This window comes from Streptomyces sp. NPDC014676 (genome assembly GCF_043084105.1).
In the GTDB taxonomy this organism is placed as follows: domain Bacteria; phylum Actinomycetota; class Actinomycetes; order Streptomycetales; family Streptomycetaceae; genus Streptomyces.
Genome location: NZ_JBIBZI010000006.1, coordinates 132,622 through 150,649, shown reverse-complemented (window position 1 = coordinate 150,649; position 18,028 = coordinate 132,622). Strand labels below are relative to the sequence as shown.

General features: G+C 69.6%; 17 protein-coding genes. 10 read left to right on the top strand and 7 right to left on the bottom strand.

The genetic code is table 11. The features are described 5' to 3' along the window. The first annotated feature begins 128 nt into the window (after positions 1-128). From ACF1DX_RS18715 to ACF1DX_RS18700, 4 genes are all read left to right on the top strand, one after another. Positions 129-1,943 (top strand): ABC-F family ATP-binding cassette domain-containing protein, encoded by a 1,815-nt coding sequence (locus ACF1DX_RS18715; protein ID WP_391792264.1) that lies wholly within the window; start codon positions 129-131, stop codon positions 1,941-1,943. Positions 1,944-2,180: 237 nt separating this feature from the next. Continuing rightward, positions 2,181-3,926, top strand: a complete 1,746-nt coding sequence (locus ACF1DX_RS18710) for a PQQ-binding-like beta-propeller repeat protein (RefSeq protein WP_391792263.1) — start codon at positions 2,181-2,183, stop codon at positions 3,924-3,926. Between the two features lie 69 nt (positions 3,927-3,995). Further along, positions 3,996-5,849 carry a PQQ-binding-like beta-propeller repeat protein gene (locus ACF1DX_RS18705; RefSeq protein WP_391792262.1) on the top strand — a complete coding sequence of 618 codons (1,854 nt, stop codon included), beginning with the start codon at positions 3,996-3,998 and terminating at the stop codon, positions 5,847-5,849. Positions 5,850-6,055: 206 nt separating this feature from the next. Next, positions 6,056-6,736: a LuxR C-terminal-related transcriptional regulator gene (locus tag ACF1DX_RS18700; RefSeq protein ID WP_391792261.1), complete on the top strand. Its 681-nt coding sequence runs from the start codon at positions 6,056-6,058 to the stop codon at positions 6,734-6,736. A gap of 125 nt (positions 6,737-6,861) precedes the next feature. Here ACF1DX_RS18700 and ACF1DX_RS18695 read toward each other — a convergent pair whose 3' ends face one another. Both ACF1DX_RS18695 and ACF1DX_RS18690 read right to left on the bottom strand, forming a co-directional pair. Beyond that, on the bottom strand, positions 6,862-7,173 hold the full coding sequence (locus tag ACF1DX_RS18695; protein ID WP_391792260.1) for a hypothetical protein: 312 nt from the start codon (positions 7,171-7,173) through the stop codon (positions 6,862-6,864). A gap of 21 nt (positions 7,174-7,194) precedes the next feature. Continuing rightward, positions 7,195-8,874, bottom strand: coding sequence for a sodium:solute symporter family protein (locus ACF1DX_RS18690; RefSeq protein ID WP_391792259.1), 1,680 nt, complete (start codon positions 8,872-8,874; stop codon positions 7,195-7,197). Positions 8,875-9,050: 176 nt separating this feature from the next. Here ACF1DX_RS18690 and galT point away from each other — a divergent pair, with 176 nt between their 5' ends. The 3 genes from galT to galK are packed head-to-tail and all read left to right on the top strand — an operon-like array spanning position 9,051 to position 12,290. Continuing rightward, complete coding sequence (gene galT, locus ACF1DX_RS18685) at positions 9,051-10,112, top strand: galactose-1-phosphate uridylyltransferase (protein WP_391792258.1); 1,062 nt, start codon at positions 9,051-9,053, stop codon at positions 10,110-10,112. Continuing rightward, positions 10,109-11,089: a UDP-glucose 4-epimerase GalE gene (gene galE, locus ACF1DX_RS18680; protein ID WP_391792257.1), complete on the top strand. Its 981-nt coding sequence runs from the start codon at positions 10,109-10,111 to the stop codon at positions 11,087-11,089. The genes galT and galE overlap by 4 nt, the downstream gene beginning before the upstream one ends. 28 nt (positions 11,090-11,117) lie before the next feature. Continuing rightward, a complete protein-coding gene (gene galK, locus ACF1DX_RS18675; protein WP_391792256.1) occupies positions 11,118-12,290 on the top strand; it encodes a galactokinase in 1,173 nt (390 codons plus the stop codon). 147 nt (positions 12,291-12,437) lie between these two features. Here the strand turns inward: galK and ACF1DX_RS18670 are convergent, their stop codons facing one another. The 3 genes from ACF1DX_RS18670 to ACF1DX_RS18660 all read right to left on the bottom strand — a co-directional run bounded on the left by ACF1DX_RS18670 (position 12,438) and on the right by ACF1DX_RS18660 (position 13,892). Further along, entirely contained in the window at positions 12,438-12,752 is a 315-nt protein-coding gene (locus tag ACF1DX_RS18670) for a hypothetical protein (RefSeq protein ID WP_391792255.1), read from the bottom strand. Positions 12,753-12,820: 68 nt separating this feature from the next. Next, entirely contained in the window at positions 12,821-13,054 is a 234-nt protein-coding gene (locus tag ACF1DX_RS18665; protein ID WP_391792254.1) for a DUF397 domain-containing protein, read from the bottom strand. Then, a complete protein-coding gene (locus ACF1DX_RS18660; RefSeq protein WP_391792253.1) occupies positions 13,032-13,892 on the bottom strand; it encodes a helix-turn-helix transcriptional regulator in 861 nt (286 codons plus the stop codon). The genes ACF1DX_RS18665 and ACF1DX_RS18660 overlap by 23 nt, the downstream gene beginning before the upstream one ends. Before the next feature lie 671 nt (positions 13,893-14,563). Between ACF1DX_RS18660 and ACF1DX_RS18655 the strand changes: the two genes are divergently transcribed. Both ACF1DX_RS18655 and ACF1DX_RS18650 read left to right on the top strand, forming a co-directional pair. Beyond that, positions 14,564-15,262: an ATP-binding protein gene (locus tag ACF1DX_RS18655; protein ID WP_391792252.1), complete on the top strand. Its 699-nt coding sequence runs from the start codon at positions 14,564-14,566 to the stop codon at positions 15,260-15,262. Positions 15,263-15,366: 104 nt separating this feature from the next. Then, positions 15,367-15,972 (top strand): Uma2 family endonuclease, encoded by a 606-nt coding sequence (locus ACF1DX_RS18650; RefSeq protein ID WP_391792251.1) that lies wholly within the window; start codon positions 15,367-15,369, stop codon positions 15,970-15,972. A gap of 7 nt (positions 15,973-15,979) precedes the next feature. On the opposite strand, the gene ACF1DX_RS18645 is transcribed toward ACF1DX_RS18650, so the two are convergent. Then, positions 15,980-16,420, bottom strand: coding sequence for a GNAT family N-acetyltransferase (locus tag ACF1DX_RS18645; RefSeq protein ID WP_391792250.1), 441 nt, complete (start codon positions 16,418-16,420; stop codon positions 15,980-15,982). A gap of 302 nt (positions 16,421-16,722) precedes the next feature. Between ACF1DX_RS18645 and ACF1DX_RS18640 the strand changes: the two genes are divergently transcribed. Further along, entirely contained in the window at positions 16,723-17,490 is a 768-nt protein-coding gene (locus ACF1DX_RS18640; protein WP_030870331.1) for a response regulator transcription factor, read from the top strand. On the opposite strand, the gene tamR is transcribed toward ACF1DX_RS18640, so the two are convergent. After that, the gene (gene tamR, locus ACF1DX_RS18635) at positions 17,449-17,946 is read right to left on the bottom strand and encodes a MarR family transcriptional regulator TamR (protein WP_391792249.1); all 498 of its coding nucleotides are present in this window, start codon (positions 17,944-17,946) and stop codon (positions 17,449-17,451) included. The two genes, ACF1DX_RS18640 and tamR, sit on opposite strands and share 42 nt — an antisense overlap. Between the last annotated feature and the right edge of the window lie 82 nt (positions 17,947-18,028).

Sequence of the window (18,028 nt, the reverse complement as noted above, 5' to 3'; positions counted from 1 at the left end):
CCTGCCCCCTACGGTAGCCGCCCGTTTCCGATCACGTCATTACAAAGAGTGACTGTCTCCTCGCGTCCCGGGCGTGTCTCGCGAGGGCCTACGCTTGAAAGCTGATCGACCCACCGGGCAGGAGAGTAATGGCCGTCAATCTGGTCAATGTCGAGAACGTCAGCAAGGTGTACGGGACGCGCGCGTTGCTCGACGGGATCTCCCTCGGCGTCTCCGAGGGGGACCGGATCGGGGTCGTGGGGCGCAACGGGGACGGCAAGACCACCCTCATCCGGATGCTGGCCAAGCTGGAGGAGGCCGACACCGGGCGCGTGACGCACTCGGGCGGGCTGCGGCTCGGGGTGCTCACCCAGCACGACTCCCTCGACCCCGCCGCCACCGTCCGGCACGAGGTCATCGGCGACATGGCCGACCACGAGTGGGCCGGGAACGCCAAGGTCAGGGACGTACTGACCGGACTGTTCGGCGGACTGGACCTGCCGGGGTTCCCCAAGGGCCTCGACACCGTCATCGGGCCGCTGTCCGGTGGTGAGCGGCGCCGGATCGCGCTCGCCAAGCTGCTCATCGAGGAGCAGGACCTGATCGTCCTCGACGAGCCGACCAACCACCTCGACGTCGAGGGCATCGCCTGGCTCGCCGAGCACCTGCGGAACCGCCGGTCCGCGCTCGTCTGCGTCACCCACGACCGCTGGTTCCTGGACCAGGTCTGCACCCGCATGTGGGACGTGCAGCGCGGTGACGTGTACGAGTACGAGGGCGGCTACTCCGACTACGTCTTCGCCCGCGCGGAGCGTGAGCGCATCGCCGCCACCGAGGAGGTCAAGCGGCAGAACCTGGTCCGCAAGGAGCTGGCCTGGCTGCGGCGCGGCGCCCCCGCGCGGACGTCCAAGCCGCGGTTCCGGGTCGAGGCCGCGAACGAGCTGATCAAGGACGTTCCGCCGCCGCGCGACAGCAGCGAGCTGATGAAGTTCGCGTCGTCCCGGCTCGGCAAGACGGTGTTCGACCTGGAGGACGTCACCGTCCAGGCCGGGCCCAAGGTGCTGCTCAAGCACATCACCTGGCAGCTCGGCCCCGGGGACCGCATCGGTCTGGTCGGGGTCAACGGCGCGGGCAAGACGTCCCTGCTGCGGGCGCTCGCCCAGGCCGCCCGGAGCGAGGGGGAGGTGCAGCCCGCGGGCGGTCGGGTCCGGGTCGGCAAGACGGTCAAGCTCGCCTACCTCTCCCAGGAGGTCGCCGAACTCGACCCCACCTGGCGGGTGCTCCAGGCCGTGCAGCAGGTGCGCGAGCGCGTCGACCTCGGCAAGGGGCGCGAGATGACCGCCGGGCAGCTCTGCGAGACGTTCGGGTTCAACAAGGAGAAGCAGTGGACTCCGGTCGGCGATCTGTCGGGCGGTGAGCGGCGGCGGCTGCAACTGCTGCGGCTGCTGATGGACGAGCCCAACGTCCTCTTCCTCGACGAGCCCACCAACGACCTCGACATCGAGACCCTCACCCAGCTCGAGGACGTCCTCGACGGCTGGCCCGGCTCGATGATCGTCATCTCCCACGACCGGTTCTTCGTCGAGCGCACCACCGACCGCGTGTTCGCCCTCCTCGGCGACGGCACCCTGCGGATGCTGCCGCGCGGGATCGACGAGTACCTGGAACGCCGCAAGCGCATGGAGGAGGCCGCCGCCGCGGCGGCCTCCGTACCCGCCGCGGCGCCGCAGGGTTCCGCGCCGGAGAGGAGCGCCGCCGACCAGCGCGCCGCCAAGAAGGAGCTGCAGAAGATCGAGCGGCAGCTCGACAAGGTCTCCGAGAAGGAGACCAGGCTGCACGCCGCCATCGCCGAGCACGCCACCGACTTCGCGAAGGTCGCCGAACTCGACGCCGAGCTGCGGGAACTGGCCGGACAGCGGGACGAGCTGGAGCTGCGCTGGCTGGAACTGGCGGAGGACGCCTGAGCCTCCCCTGCCCCGTCCGCGCGCGGGGCGCGCGTGGTGTGAAGAGGGCGTGAGGGCGCGTAACGGGGGCATCACGGGCCGGTCCTCCCTTGGGAACAGGGGAGAACGCGGCCCGGTGGTGTGTCCGTACCGGGTGATAGAAAGGGCCCGGTCTGAGAAACGTCTGCATACGGCTCTGGGTTCATCGCACACCTCAGGGCGTGGCTAGAAGTCAGTGATGTAAGGGGGAACGCGCTGATGACGCAGCCGCCGAACCAGCCGCCGCAGGGAGGCTTCGGAGCGCCGCAGGATCCGCCGCCGGGGGGTGGCTTCGGGGCTCCGCAGACGCCCCCTCCGCCCCCGCAGGGTCCGCCGCAGCCCGGATACGGGTATCCGCAGCAGCCTCCGCAGCAGCCGGGGCCGTACAACTCCGGGCCGTACGCCTCCGGTCCCTACGGGCAGCCGCAGCAGCCGGGACCGTACGGGCAGCAGCCCGGGTACGGATACCCGCCGCAGCCGCAGTTCCCCGGGGCGCCCGGCACGCCGCCGCCCGGCGGGTCCGGCTCCCGCAACCCCTTCACGGGCAAGCCCGCCATGATCATCGGTGCGGCGGTCGCCGCGCTGCTGGTGGTCGGCGGCACCGTGTGGGCCGTCTCCGGTGACGACGGCAAGAAGGACGAGAAGCCGGTCGCCAAGCAGACCGACGACCCCAAGCCGGACGACTCCGGCGCCCCGGTCAACCCGGGCGACGGCAGCGGCGACGGCGGCGAGGCCCCGGAGAACCTCAACGAGGGCCGCCAGGCCGGTGAGTCCAAGGTGCTCTGGTACAAGGAGGCGCCCGACGCGCCCGGTTCCGGCGCCGAGGCCCCCGGCATGTGGATCACCGACAAGACGGCCGTGAAGGCCGCCTACAAGGAGCTCGTCGCCTACAACGTCGGTGACGGCAGGCCCACCTGGGACACCATCACCTTCCCGCAGGAGATCTGCGCGGTCACACGGGGGAGGACGGCCGACGGCAAGGTCGTCATCGCCTACAAGAGCGGCAGGAGCGACAGCGCCAAGTGCAACCAGCTCCAGCTCGTCGACCTCGACACCGGCCAGAAGGGCTGGAAGCAGGAGGTCCCCGACGGAGCCCTGTTCGACTCCGCGCTCACCATCGAGATGACCCTCACCGGCAACACGCTGATGGTGGGCCGCTCGCAGTCCGGCACGGCGTACGACGTGACCGACGGCAAGAAGCTGTTCGACGCGAGGAAGTACGGCGACGCCCCCTGCTTCCCCACCGCCTTCGCGGGCGGTGAGCGCCTCCTCCAGGTCGCGTCCTGCGGCGCCGGCGGCACCAACGAGCACGACGAGCTCCAGGAGCTCGACCCGAAGACGGGCAAGGTGAAGTGGACCCAGAAGTTCGACAAGGGGTGGCGCATCGAGCGCACCTACTCCGTCGACCCGGTGGTCGTCTACAGCACCAACGAGGAGAAGAAGGCCTGGAACATATCCGCCTTCACCGGCGGCAGCGGTAAGTTCCGCTCCGAGGTCACCGTCGACGAGGACTTCGCCCCCGGCTGCGACTGGGCCGTCCTCGCGCGCGACCTCCAGGGCTGTGAGGGCGCCGTCGTCGACGGGAACACCCTCTACCTGCCCACCGAGGCGACCACCGGGGCCAACGAGATCGTCGCCATCAGCCTCGACAACGGCAAGGAGCGGTGGCGGGTCAAGTCCCCCGCCGAGGAGTCCATGCAGCCCGTGAAGATCGAGGGCGGCAAGCTCATCGCCTATGTCAAGCCGTCGTACGACGCGGGCGGCCAGGTCGTGGCCATCCCGGTCGGCGGCAGCGACCACAAGCCGGCCGGACTGATGCGGAACCCGCAGGGCGTCGCGGACATCGAGAACAGCTTCTTCAGCAAGTCGATCGACTGGGTCGACGGACGCTTCTACATCTCGACCACACAGCTGACCGGCAATGACGATGCGAAGGAGAAGTTGATGCTCGCCTACGGCAAGTGAGAGCCGCGGTTCGTCCTCTTCTCGCCGTCCGTCGTCCGCCGTCCCCTTCTTCTCCGAGGTACTCACGTCATGACCCAACCGCCTCCGCCGCCCAACCAGCCCCCGCAGCAGCCGGGGTTCGGTCCGCCGCAGCCGCCGGCCGCTCCTGGCGGGCCCGGTCCCGACAAGGCCCCGGAGCCCGGGTACGGGTATCCGCAGAATCCGCCGGTCCCGCAGGCTCCGGCGGCTCCTCCGGCCGCCCCGCAGGGGCCCGGATACGGGTATCCGCAGGCTCCTCCGGCCACCCCGCAGGGGCCCGGGTACGGATACCCGCAGCAGCCGCCGGCCGCCGCCGGGTACGGGTATCCGGGGCAGCCGCAGCAGCCCGGGGCGTACGGGCAGCCGGGGCCGTACGGGCAGCCCGGGTACGGGTATCCGCAGCCGCCGACCATGCCGATGCAGCCGCAGCCGGGGGGTGGCGGGAAGAAGTTCAACGCGCAGGCCGCCATCATCGTCTCGGCGGTCGTGGCCATCGCCCTGATCGTCGGCGGCGGTGTCTGGTACGCGTCCTCGTCCGGCAAGGACGACGACAAGAAGACCACCGCGGATTCCGGCGACGGCAAGAACAAGACGAACGGTGGCAGTGGGGAAGGAGGGGGCGGTTCCTCCGAAGCGAAGGAGAAGGCACCGGCCGACACCGGCTCCAAGGTGCTGTTCCAGGTGCCCGCGCCCAAGGCCCCCAAGGACGTCACGGTCATCTCCACCTCCGGTTCCTGGCTGACCGACACGGTGTACGCCAAGAGCGGCATCGCCGAGATCGTCGGCTACGACCGCGCCAAGGGCACCGAGAAGTGGACGATCGACCTGCCCGGACCGGTGTGCGAGGCCACCGACCGCGTCACCGAGGACAACAAGACGGCGATCACCTTCAAGCCCGCCATGCCGACCAAGGGGAACCCGCAGGCCTGCACGCAGGTCGCGGTGATCGACCTGGAGGCGGGCAAGGAGCTGTGGACCAAGACCGCCAAGTCCGGCACCATGCCGATCAGCTTCAACAACGTCACGATCAGCGGCGGTACCGTCGCGGCGGGCAGCACCAGCGGCGGCGCCGCCTGGGACATCGCCTCCGGTGAGCAGCTGTGGGCGCCCAAGACGTCCGACTCCTGCTACGACTCCGGGTACGGCGGCGGCGAGAAGCTCGTCGCGGTGCGCAAGTGCGGCTCGTACGACCAGCGGCAGCTGCACATCCAGAACATCGACCCGAAGAGCGGGAAGGTGATCTCCGAGTACAAGATGGACGAGGGCATCGAGTACGCCGCCGTCGTCTCCACCGACCCACTGGTCGTGGCGGCCGACGTCAACGAGTCCGCGGGTGACGGCAGCGGGATCTCCGACTTCTTCTCCATCGACAACAAGTCCGGCAAGCTGCGTGCGCGCGTCTCCGCGCCGGGTGACGAGTTCGGGGCCCGCTGCGACGGCATCTCCAAGATCGAGGAGTGCAGCGGGCTGGTGGTCGGCGACGACAGGTTGTACATCGCCACCGAGGAGCACGAGGCCGGCGGGGAGTCGTACAGCCAGACCAACGAGATTGTCGCCTTCGACCTGGCGACCGGCAAGCAGACCGGTCAGCGGGCCGACGCGGGGGACGACTACACGATCGTCCCGCTGCGGATGGACGGCGGCAACCTCCTGGCGTACAAGCGTCCGCCGTACGACAGGGGCGGGCAGATCGTCAGCATCGACGGGGGGACCTTCAAGCAGACGACGCTGATGGAGAACCCGGCGACGGAGACCGTGCGGGACGTGGAGGCGCGGATGTCCCCGGAATACTCGGAGATCCTGTTCTCACAGGGCGGCCTGTACATGTCCGATATCTACGCCAGTGATTTCTCGTCGGCTTCGGACGAGAAGGAGTATCTCGTGATCGCTTTCGGTACGAGCTGATCGTTCGGATTCCTGCTTTTCGCGGCCCCGTCCCTGGTCAGGGACGGGGCCGCGGGCGTATCGCTCATCATGGGCCCATCGCCGTCGAATGCGAGAATCTCGGCGATCCGGGGCGATTCTCGCCGGTAGGGGGAGCGCGATGTCGAACAAGCGTGTAGCTTCCGGGGGCATCTTGGGGTGCGTTGTCGTGGGGGGTTGGTTGTTCGATGGGAGTGCGGCTGATGGTGGTCGACGACCACCGGTTGCTCGCCGAGGCGCTGGCCTCGGCGTTGAAGCTGCGGGGGCACCGGGTGCTGGCGGCCGCGGCGCCGGCTTCCGGGGCGGCGGATCTGGTGATCAGCAGGGCGCCGGAGGTGTGTCTGCTGGGGACGGCGGCGCCGGCGAATGCGGGGGCCTTCGATCCGGTGGTGAAGATCAAGCGGGAGCGGCCGCAGGTGGCGGTGGTCGTGCTGGGGCCGGTGCCGTCGCCGCGGGGGATCGCGGCGGCGTTCGCGGCGGGGGCGTCGGGGTACGTGCGGCACGACGAGCGCATCGAGGGGGTCGAGCGGGCGATCATGAAGGCGCGGGCGGGGGAGGCCGCGGTGGCGCCGCAGTTGCTGCAGGGGGCGTTCGGGGAGCTGCTGAACCCCGCGGCGCAGCCGGATGACGAGGGTGCGCGGTTGTTGCAGATGCTGACGCCCCGGGAGGTGGAGGTGCTGGTGCGGGTCGCCGACGGGGAGGACACCCGGCTGATCGCGGCGGGCATGGGCATCGCACCGTCCACGGCCCGGACGCATGTCCAGCGGGTCCTGATGAAACTGGGCGTGGGCTCCCGCCTGGAGGCGGCGGCCCTGGCCGCCCGAACGGGCCTCCTGGACCGCGCGGGGCCGGCGGGGGGCGGAGCCTAGGCCCTGCGCCGGGTGGGGGATGCCCGTGGTGCGGTGTGCGGTCCGGTGGGTGGGATGCCCGTGGCGCCTGTGCGGCTGGGGTACCCCGCACGACACCGGACCGCACAGCCCCGTACAGCGCCCCCCTACTCCTTCCGTTCCCCTGGAACGACGTCCGGCGGCGGCGGAGCCGTCGGCCTCAGCTTCAGCCAGAGGAGGAACAGCAGGCCCAGGATCAGCATCCCCAGCCCCGTCCAGAGGTTGATGTTGACCCCCTCGGCCTTGTCGATGTCCGCATCGGACGCGGCGAACCCCGCGATCGTGACGATCACGCCGTACACGACGAACAACCCGCCGATGATCCGCCGGATGTCGAACAGCCGCGCGGCCGTGGCGGACTTGGTCTCCAGCTCGGAGACCTCCTGCTGAAGCTCACGCTCGGAAAAGTGCTCGGACATGGTCTCTCCATCCTCCCGCGGTCAGAACGAGAACGGGATGTAGCAGGCGGCGGCCAGGATCACCGCACCCCAGCCCAGCAGCGCGGGCTTGCGGTACCACGCGTCGTCGCCTTCGGCGGGCGGCTCCGCCATGCCGGGCGAGCGCGTGCCGTAGACCAGGCCCTGGAGTTCCTCGGCCGGCTTGGGCGCGGTGAACAGCGACACCGCGACCATGACCACCGCGCCCGCGACGAAGCCGGCGATCGCGGAGACGAAGTTGGCGCCCTGGTCGGAGGGGATGTCGATGATGCCCTGCTTGTAGATGACGAAGTAGTTGATCATCGCGGCGGTGGTGCCGGCGATCAGGCCCCAGAAGCCGGACTTCATGGACGCCCGCTTCCAGAACATGCCGATGATGAAGACCACGAACATCGGCACGTTGAAGAAGGAGAACAGCGTCTGGAGGTAGCTCATGATGTTGGAGAAGGAGCTGGCCAGGAACGCCGTGCCGATGGAGGCGAGGACGCCGACCGCGGTGATCAGGCGGCCGAAGCGGACGTAGTAGTCGTCCTCGCGGTGCTTCACCACGTACTTCGCCCAGATGTCGGTGGTGAAGACGGTGTTGAAGGAGGAGATGTTGGCCGCCATGCCGGCCATGAACGCGGCCAGCAGGCCGGTGACGGCGATGCCCAGGACGCCGTTGGGCAGGAGCTGCTGCATCAGGTACGGGATCGCGTCGTTGTACTGCAGGTCCGAGTCGCCCGTGCCGATCCGCGGGACCATCACGGCGGCGACCAGGCCCGGGATCATCACCAGGAACACGATGAAGATCTTCGGGAACGCGGCGATGAGCGGGGTGCGCTGGGCCGCCGAGAGGTTCTTGGCGGACAGGGCGCGCTGCACCTCGGCGAAGTTCGTCGTCCAGTAGCCGAAGGAGAGGACGAAGCCGAGGCCGAGGACGATGGTCAGCCAGTTGGCGCCGAGCGGGTTGTCGCTGCCGATGCCGGTGCCGCCCCAGGCGGTCATGAAGTTGTCGCCGCGTGACGCGGTCAGGGAGTCGGACAGTCCGTCCCAGCCGCCGACGCTCTTCAGGCCGAGCACGGTGATGGGGATGAGCGCGGCGAGGATGACGAAGAACTGCAGGACCTCGTTGTAGATGGCCGAGGACAGGCCGCCGAGGGTGATGTAGGCCAGGACGAAGAAGCCAGCGACGACGATCGCCACCCACTGCGGCCAGCCGAGGAGGGCCTCGACGACGATCGCGAGGGCGTAGAGGTTCACGCCGGCGATCAGGATGGCCGCCGCCGCGAAGAGGATCGAGCTGAGCAGGTGGGCCGCCTTGTCGAAGCGCAGCAGCAGGAACTCGGGGACCGAGCGGACCTTGCTGCCGTAGTAGAACGGCATCATCACCAGGCCCAGGAAGACCATCGCGGGGATGGCGCCGATCCAGTACCAGTGGGTCGTGTAGACGCCGTACTGGGCGCTGTTGGCCGCCATGCCGAGGATCTCGGTGGCGCCGAGGTTGGCCGCGATGAAGGCCAGGCCGGTGACCCAGGCGGGCAGGGAGCGGCCGGAGAGGAAGAAGTCGAGGCTGGTCTTGACCGAGCGGCGGGCGGCGAGGCCGATGCCCAGCACGACGACGAAGTAGATCCCGAGGATCGTGTAGTCCAGCCAGTTGGTGGGGAGTCGAAGCTCTGCGGCCAGGTATGTGGGGGTTTGCATACACACTCGCTTCGTTCGCGAACTGATCCGGTGCGGAACCTATGCCTCTGTGTTCAGTGACTGAACACTTCCCATGGCGTTCTTTGTTTGATCGTGATGAATAAAGCTCGCTGGTGAGTTGTGATGTGTTATGTTTGATTGTGTTGAGTGATGGACGGGTGCAGAGGAGTGCGGCAGTGAAGAAGACCTCGACCCGGCTGGCCGACGGCCGCGAGCTCATCTACTACGACCTGGCCGACGACACCGTCCGCGACGCCGTCGACCGCCGTCCGCTGGACGCCACCGTCACCACGTCCGAGATCCGCCGCGACGCACTGCTGGGCGACTCCGTCGCCGTCGCCTCGCACCGGCAGGGACGTACGTACCACCCGCCGGCCGACGAGTGCCCGCTGTGCCCCTCCGAGGGTGACCGGCTGAGCGAGATCCCGGACTCGTCGTACGACGTGGTGGTCTTCGAGAACCGTTTCCCCTCGCTGGCCGGGGACTCGGGCCGGTGCGAGGTCGTCTGCTTCACCTCCGACCACCACGCGTCCTTCGCCGGTCTGAGCGAGCGGCAGGCGCGACTGGTGCTCGACGCCTGGACCGACCGGACCTCCGAGCTGTCGCATCTGCCCTCCGTCGAACAGGTCTTCTGCTTCGAGAACCGGGGGGCCGAGATCGGTGTCACCCTCCAGCACCCGCACGGGCAGATCTACGCCTACCCCTTCACCACCCCCCGCACCGCCCTGATGCTGCGCCAAGTGGCCGCACACAAGGAGGCGACGGGCGGCGAGAACCTCTTCGACGCCGTGCTGGAGCGGGAACGGGCCGGCGAACGGATCGTCCTTGAGGGTGAACACTGGGTGGCCTTCGTGCCGTACGCGGCGCACTGGCCCTACGAGGTCCACCTCTACCCCAGGCGCCGGGTGCCCGACCTGCTCGGACTGGACGAGGCGGCGCGCACAGAGTTCCCCCAGGTGTATCTGGAACTCTTGAAGCGCTTCGACCGGATCTTCGGGGAGGGTGAGCCCCCGACGCCGTACATCGCGGCCTGGCACCAGGCCCCGTTCGGCGCGCTGGAGGAGTTCGACGGCGTCACGCGTGACGACTTCGCGCTCCACCTCGAGCTTTTCACCATCCGCCGTACGACCGGCAAGCTGAAGTTCCTCGCGGGTTCCGAGTCCGGCATGAACGTGTTCATCAACGACGTGCCGCCGGAGCGCGCGGCCGAGCGACTGCGAGAGGTAGCGAGTTCATGAGCGGGAAGTACCTGGTGACGGGCGGGGCCGGTTACGTCGGCGGGGTCGTCGCCCAGCACCTGCTGGAGGCCGGCCACGAGGTCGTCGTCCTCGACAACCTCTCCACCGGCTTCCGGGAGGGCGTCCCCGCGGGCGCGTCGTTCATCGAGGGCGACATCCGCGACGCCGCCACATGGCTGGACCCGTCGTTCGACGGCGTCCTGCACTTCGCCGCCTCCTCCCAGGTCGGCGAGTCGGTGGTGAAGCCGGAGAAGTACTGGGACAACAACGTCGGCGGCACCATGGCGCTGCTCACCGCGATGCGCGAGGCGGGCGTGCGCCGGCTCGTGTTCTCCTCCACGGCGGCGACGTACGGCGAACCCGAGCAGGTCCCGATCGTCGAGACCGCGCCCACCCGCCCCACCAACCCCTACGGCGCCTCCAAGCTCGCCGTCGACCACATGATCACCGGCGAGGCGGCCGCCCACGGTCTTGGCGCGGTCTCCCTGCGCTACTTCAACGTGGCCGGCGCCTACGGGCAGCACGGCGAGCGGCACGACCCCGAGTCACACCTCATCCCGCTCGTGCTGCAGGTGGCCCAGGGGCGGCGCGAGGCGATCTCCGTCTACGGCGACGACTACCCGACGCCCGACGGCACCTGCGTGCGCGACTACATCCACGTCGCCGACCTGGCCGAGGCCCACCTGCTCGCCCTGAAGGCCGCCGCGCCCGGCGAGCACCTGATCTGCAACCTCGGCAACGGCAACGGCTTCTCCGTCCGCGAGGTCGTCGAGACGGTCCGTCAGGTCACCGGCCACCCGATCCCCGAGGTCGTGGCACCCCGCCGGGGCGGCGACCCGGCGGTCCTGGTCGCGTCGGCCGACACCGCCCGCGAGAAACTGGGCTGGAACCCGTCGCGCGCCGACCTCACGGGGATCGTCGCGGACGCGTGGGAGTTCGCGCAGCAGCGCGCCAAGCAGGCCGAACAGGCCGAGTAGAACATCACGAAGGGGCAGGGGTCAGGGCATGAGCGAGTCCAGCGAGGCCGTCGCGGGGTCCGTCGCCGAGCGGTTCGAGGAGCTGTACGGGGCCGCGCCGGACGGGGTGTGGGCGGCACCGGGCCGGGTCAACCTCATCGGCGAGCACACCGACTACAACGACGGCTTCGTCATGCCGTTCGCCCTGCCGCACACCGCGGTCGCGGCGGTGTCCCGGCGCGACGACGGCGTCCTGCGGCTGCACTCCGCCGACGTGGACGGGCCCGTCGTGGAACTGACGGTCGACGCCCTGACCCCCGAGTCCGACAAGCGGTGGACCGCTTACCCGGCGGGCGTGGTGTGGGCGCTGCGCGAGGCCGGACACACCGTCACCGGCGCCGACATCCACCTCGCCTCCAGCGTCCCGGCGGGCGCGGGCCTGTCGTCCTCGGCCGCCCTGGAGGTCGTGGTCGCGCTCGCGCTGAACGACCTGTTCGGCCTCGGTCTGCGCGGCTGGCAGCTGGCCCGCCTGTGCCAGCGCGCGGAGAACGTCTACGTCGGCGCCCCCGTCGGCATCATGGACCAGACGGCGTCCGCCTGCTGTGAGACCGGCCACGCCCTGTTCCTCGACACCCGTGACCTCTCCCAGCGCCAGATCCCCTTCGACCTGGCCGCCGAGGGCATGCGCCTGCTCGTCGTCGACACCCGGGTCAAGCACAGCCACAGCGAGGGCGAGTACGGCAAGCGCCGCGCGGGCTGCGAGAAGGGCGCGGCCCTGCTGGGCGTCGACGCGCTGCGGGACCTCCCGTACGACGAACTGGACGCGGCGCTTCAGCGGCTCGGCGACGAGGAGGAGGTCCGCAGGCTGGTCCGTCACGTGGTGACGGAGGACGAGCGGGTCGAACGGGTCGTCTCCCTGCTGGAGTCGGGCGACACCCGGGCCATCGGCCCCGTCCTGGCCGAGGGCCACGCCTCCCTGCGTGACGACTTCCGCGTCTCCTGCCCCGAACTCGACCTGGTGGTGGAGACGGCGGTGGGCGCGGGCGCCCTCGGCGCCCGCATGACCGGCGGCGGCTTCGGCGGCTCGGCCATCGTCCTGGCGGAGGAGGCCGACGTCCCGACGATCACCAAGGCGGTGGAGGAGGCCTTCGCGGCGGCCGGATTCAAGACCCCGCGGGTGTTCGAGGCGGTCCCGGCGGCGGGGGCGCGGCGGGTGCGCTGACGGTCCCTGGAAACCGCCGGGCGTAAAACGGGTGGGTCCGTGACTCGGCAGGTCCTGTGCCCGGCGGTGCGCTGAGGCGGGGCGGCGGCGGGCAGGGCGCGGTGTCACCACCCGCTGAGCGTGTAGGCGGCACCAGGGTGATACGGATCAGACCGGGTTTGGGTACAGGGGCGTCCGCGCAGTCCCGCGGGCCGTTCGGATCTCGGTGATGGCCGCGGCGACGGCGGTGCCGAAGGCCGGGTCCTGCCGGGCCACGATCCGGCTGCGGAACTCCTCGACGAGGCGGACGACACCAGAGAGGTCGGCGGGGTCGGCATGGTTGATCTCACGGGCCAGCTCGGCCTCGAAGTCGTCGGCATCGCCGGGAAAGCCGTAACCCCTGGCAAGGGCGGCGCGCAGCTCGCCGATGGTGAGCATGAGGGGAAGCCGGGACGGCTCGGAGTCGGCCGGGTTCGTGGGCATGGCCGTCGCGGCCCCCTTTCACGGTGTCTGTAGTAGACGGCTGCATGCGGGTGCCGATGCGGGAACAGTCAGTGATGAGGCGAGAGCCGGTGGCTGCTGGGGCTGTCCTTCAAGCCGTTGACGAACGTGGCGAACGCGCCCGGACTCACGGCGAATCCGTGCTGCCCAGAGCCTTTGGAGTCGCGTATGCCTATGCCTCGAAGGGTGTGGGCCACTTCGACGCATTCGTTGTCTGCCGCGCTGTAGCTGCTCTTGTACCAGTCGGCTGTCGCGAAGTGGTCAGCGGTCGGTGCCTCGTTCATCGGTGAGCTCCTGTCGGACATCCGCAAGTATCTCAAGGCTGACCGATGTGTCGGCCGCCTGGGATCGCAGGTAGTCAAACATGAGCTTGTAGTTCTGCACATCGGCAGGGGCGTCCAGATAGAGACCCCGCCTGTGGAGCTCGAGGTAGATCACGTTCATGCTGCCGTGTGGGTCGCCTTCGTCGTCGCGACCGAGGATCAGGAAGTGGCCGCCCGAGCCGGCTGCGTGGGCCCCCACGGCGAACTGAAGAACCTGGATATCGATGTTCGGGCGCTGAGCCATGGCGTGCAGGTGGTTGATCTGCTCGACCATCACGTCGATGCCGCCGACGCGCCGCCTGAGAACAGCCTCGTCAAGGACCACCCACAGGTGCAGTGCGGGGGAACGGTCAAGAATCGCCTGGCGCTTGAGGCGGGCGTCCACTTTGCTTGCGATGACGTCGGCTTCGGTCCGGACGTCTTGCGCCTCGTGCAGCGCGAGCGCGTAGCGCGGGGTCTGGAGCAGACCCGGTACAAGAGCGTTCGCGAAGACGTGTTCGTACTCGGCGACATCCTCGAACGACATCAGCGGGTCCATGACCTCGGGTACGGCTGGGTGGTCCATCCACCAGCCGTTCTCCTGATTGCGTACGAGTTTGACCAGGGTGTCCAGCTCCTGGGGTGTCGCGCCGCACGTGTCGGCGATCGCCCTCACGGTGGGGATCCGGAGCTTGGCCCGGTCCTGCCAGGTCTCATACCGGTTCACAGTCCCGACGGACACTCCAGCACGTTTGGCTGCTTCGGATTGCGTGAGTCCGGCCCGGGCGCGAAGTGCTTTCAGCCCACGGGCGATCTGCATGCGGCCGGCGGGCCCCGCTGATCCTCGTACCGTCACCGTTCTGTCTCCCACTCGGATGTCGCCGTGGCTGATCTCTCGTTTGAGGGACCGTGCGCAGAGCAGACCGTACGTGCCTCGTGCGACGAAGCGACTGCCCCAAAGTTCACTCGGTCGAGCGAGAGTTGAGCCAACCGACTATCGAAGGTTGAAATTCAATGGCAGCGTAATCGATGAAAGCAGCGCGTGTTGGAGTGGATGCCGTCCGTACGGGTCTGGGTTGCGAATGCGCGTTTGCCATGCACACCGCGTCTCGCCAGAGGAGTTTCCATGCGCCGACTGATCCAACGACTCACCGAATGGACACGCTTGCTCATCAAGCCGACTGTCCGACCCCGGGAAGCGTGCTGCCTCCCACCGGCCGCCTATCTGCCGTCCCCGGATCCCGTAACGCCTCACTCCCGCAACGCTCCGACCGTCTGTGCCTGGTAGGAGCCCATCGATGGCACCTCCACCCCCCTCGTCCGCCCCTACCTCTCCGCCCACGAACGCGAGGAGAAGGCCCGTGTCCAGCGGTTGCGCCGCGACATCCTCGGGTGTGCCGCGTACGGCGTCGACCTCGACCTCCGCGACATCCACGCCCGTCTGGGGGCCGCATCGTGAACGAGGACGCGCCTCGCGTGCGGCTCCTGCCCATGACCGGGACCCACGGCCGGACCTGTCTCCTTCTCACGGAGGGGGACGGTCCCGTCTCCCGGCTCGCCGACCGGATCGAGAGCGTGCAGCTCGGCCTCGCGGGACGCCTGCTCGGGCGGAGCCGGGATCTGCTGGGGACAGGGGAGACCGCTGGTGGGGAACTCAGGCTGCTGACCAGCCAGTTGGCGGACGCCCTGGCGGACGTCCTGTTCGTCGCCGAGTCACGGGGCCGGCGACTCGGGCCGGCCGAGCACGTACCGGCATACCCGCCCTCCGGGCTCCACGCGTACAGCATGCTCACCTTTCCCGGCCACGACCTCGCCTCCGCCCGGGCCGCCCGGCGCCATGTGCGGGACACCGTCCGGTCGTGGGGCCTGCCGTCGGAGGCCGTGGACGACCTGGAGCTGATCACCGGGGAACTGGCCGCGAACGCCCTGGAGCACAGCGGCAGCCGTGTCATCACCGTCACCTGCGGTCTGACCGCCGAAGTTGTGACGGCCGGCGTGACCGACGAGGGCGAGGGTGGCGAGACCTTGGTGCCCGGTGCGCCGGGGATCGAGCAGGAACACGGGCGTGGCCTGCTGATCACCGACGCCCTGGCCGCCCGGTGGGGGACGCGGCGGACAGGCGACGGACTGACCGTCTGGGCCGAGGTGGCCGTCGGCAGAGGTTCGGCAGAGCCGCGGTGCGGCTCGTGAGGGCCCGTCGGCGCGGGAAGGGGAGGCCGGGTCTGTTCGCCCCTCTCGGCCATGGGCAGGCGACGAGCGGGCGCGTCGACCTCATACTGGGGGCGGGAGGACCCATGACTCAGCAGACCCTGTACCGGCGGCTGCGGGAACGCCGCGATCGCATCACTCCGCCGCCCGGCTTCGCCTGGCCCGAGATCAGTGACGGACAGCTTGTGATGATGATGAGCCCCCGGCCTCGCCACCAGCTCACGGCGAAGCTGGTCTCCCGGCAACTCGACACACAGCTGCCACAGGGTTATTTCGCCTTCGAGGCGACCGACACGGACGACGAGGCTCTCGGCAAGCTGCGCATCCCGGACATCCTGGTGTGCTCCAGTGAGGCCATGGAGACCGACGACCCGCTCGATCCTCACGAGATCGTCGTCGCGATCGAGATCATCTCGCCGTCGAACCCCGAGAACGACTACGAGACCAAGACCCGTGACTACCCGGCCATGGGGATCCCGCACTACCTGATCCTCGATCCGCGTGAGGGTACCTGGACCTACCAATGGGGTATCGGCAGGGCGGAGGGTCGGCCCGCCTACGAGAACCGGCTGCATCTCCCGTACGGCAAGCCGGTGACCGTCTCCACCGACCTGGGGGACTGGACGATCGACACCACTGACCTGCCCCGGTACAGCGCCAAGGACATGGGGCTGGGCGAGGAACAGCGGTAGGGCCCGGTCAGCCCAGCCGCTTCGTCAGGGTGTACTCCGTGATCCCCGGCGGGTAGTCGGGGATCACGCACACCACCTCGTAGCCGTGCTTCCGGTAGAAGTCGGGGGCCTGGAAGTCCCAGGTCTCCACGCGGGAGGCCGTGCAGGCGCGGCCGGCGGCGAGGCGTTCCGCCTCCGTCAGCAGGCGGGAGCCCAGGCCCGCCCCCCGGTGACGGGCGTCGACCCAGAGGTAGGTCACGTGCAGCCAGGTGGTCCAGGTGTGGCCGACCAGCCCGCCCGCGAGATCACCGTTCGCGTCCGATGCCCACACGTGCAAAGGCGCTTCACGTTCGTCCGGGGTTCCGCGCAGGGCGCGCAGGACCGGTGAGGCCGCCGTATTGGTGTCCCTCAGCCGCCTGCGGAGCAGATCACGTCGGGCCTTGTCGACTTCTGTCTCAAGACGAAACATGCGGCACACCATAAACGCGGAAGGCCGCAAGTTCTGCAAATAACCTTCCGCTCCGGGTCCCCGCCCGTACCCTGATGAACAGCGCCGGTGGGGGCCGGCGCCGTTCAGGGGGCGAGACGGTCGGGTACGGCGTCCGAGGTGGGGTGGCGGTGGTCGCGCGGCGGCGGCCGTACGGTCGCGGCGGCCCGTCCCGTGTCCGGTGAGTGAGGTGACAGGGCCTCGGCGTCGTACCCGCGCCGGTGTCGTCCTCCGACGATGGGGTAGTCCCCTGCTCTGAAGAGAGCTTGGGGAAGGGGGGTTTCGTGGTTCGCGTTCGAGTCCTGGTCGTCGACGACCATCGCATCTTCGCCGAGTCACTGGCCGCGGCCCTGGCCGCGGAGCCGGACGTCGACGTGTCCGCGGCGGGCAGCGGCCCGGCCGCGCTGCGCTGTCTGGAACGGGCGGCCGCCGAGGGACGGCGGTTCGACGTGCTGCTCGTCGACGCCGACCTGGGCGGCAAGGTGCCGGGCGGCCGGCCGGCCGTGCCCGTGCAGGCCGGTGACGAGGACGGGCTCGTCGACGGGATATCGCTGGTCACCGGGGTGCGTTCGGTACAGCCGCAGGTACGGATCGTCGTCCTCGCGGAGAAGGACGACCCGGCCCGGGCCGCGCTCGCCCTCCAGGCCGGAGCCTCCGGATGGGTGGCCAAGGACTGCTCGCTGAGCCGGCTGCTCACCGTCATACGGGGGGTGCTGCGCGACGAGACGCATCTGCCGCCCGCGCTGCTCACCGGCGTCCTGCGGGAGCTGACCGCCGCCCGGCGGCACCGCACGGAGAGCGAACGGCTCGTGGAGTCCCTGACGCCGCGCGAGCGGGAGGTGCTGCGGTGCATGGTCGCGGGGCTGGGGCGCAAGGCGGTCGCCGAGCGCCTGTATCTGTCCCCGCACACCGTACGGACCCATATGCAGAACGTCCTCGGGAAGTTGGGCGTGCACTCCACCCTCGCCGCGGTGGCCCTCGCCCGACGGGCGGGTGTCGGACCCGTCGACCTAACCAGGGACGTTGTCGAACGGGGCGGTCAACTGGCGTAGCAGCCCGGCCAGTTCGCTGCGCTGGGCGCGGGTGAGCTCCCCGAGGATCGCCCGCTCCTGCGCCAGCAGCCCGGCCAGTGCCTGGTCGGCGCGGTCGCGGCCCTCGTCCGTGAGCCGGACCAGGACACCGCGCCGGTCACTGGGGTCGGGCAGCCGCTCCACCAGGCCCTTCTTGGCGAGGCGGTCGATGCGGTTGGTCATCGTGCCCGAGGTGACCAGCGTCTGCGTGAGGAGCTGGCCCGGTGAGAGCTGGTACGGGGCGCCCGCGCGGCGCAGCGCGGTCAGGACGTCGAACTCCCAGGACTCCAGGCCGTGCTCGGCGAAGGCGAGCCGGCGCGCCCGGTCCAGGTGCCGGGCCAGTCTGCTCACCCGGCTGAGCACCTCGAGCGGTTCCACGTCGAGGTCCGGGCGCTCCCGGCGCCACGCTGCGACCAGCCGATCGACCTCGTCCTCCATGACGATCAGTGTAGTGGTTGTGTCGATGTGAAGTCTCTTGATGTCGAGTCTCTTGACGTCGAGATGAGTGGTGGGTGACGCT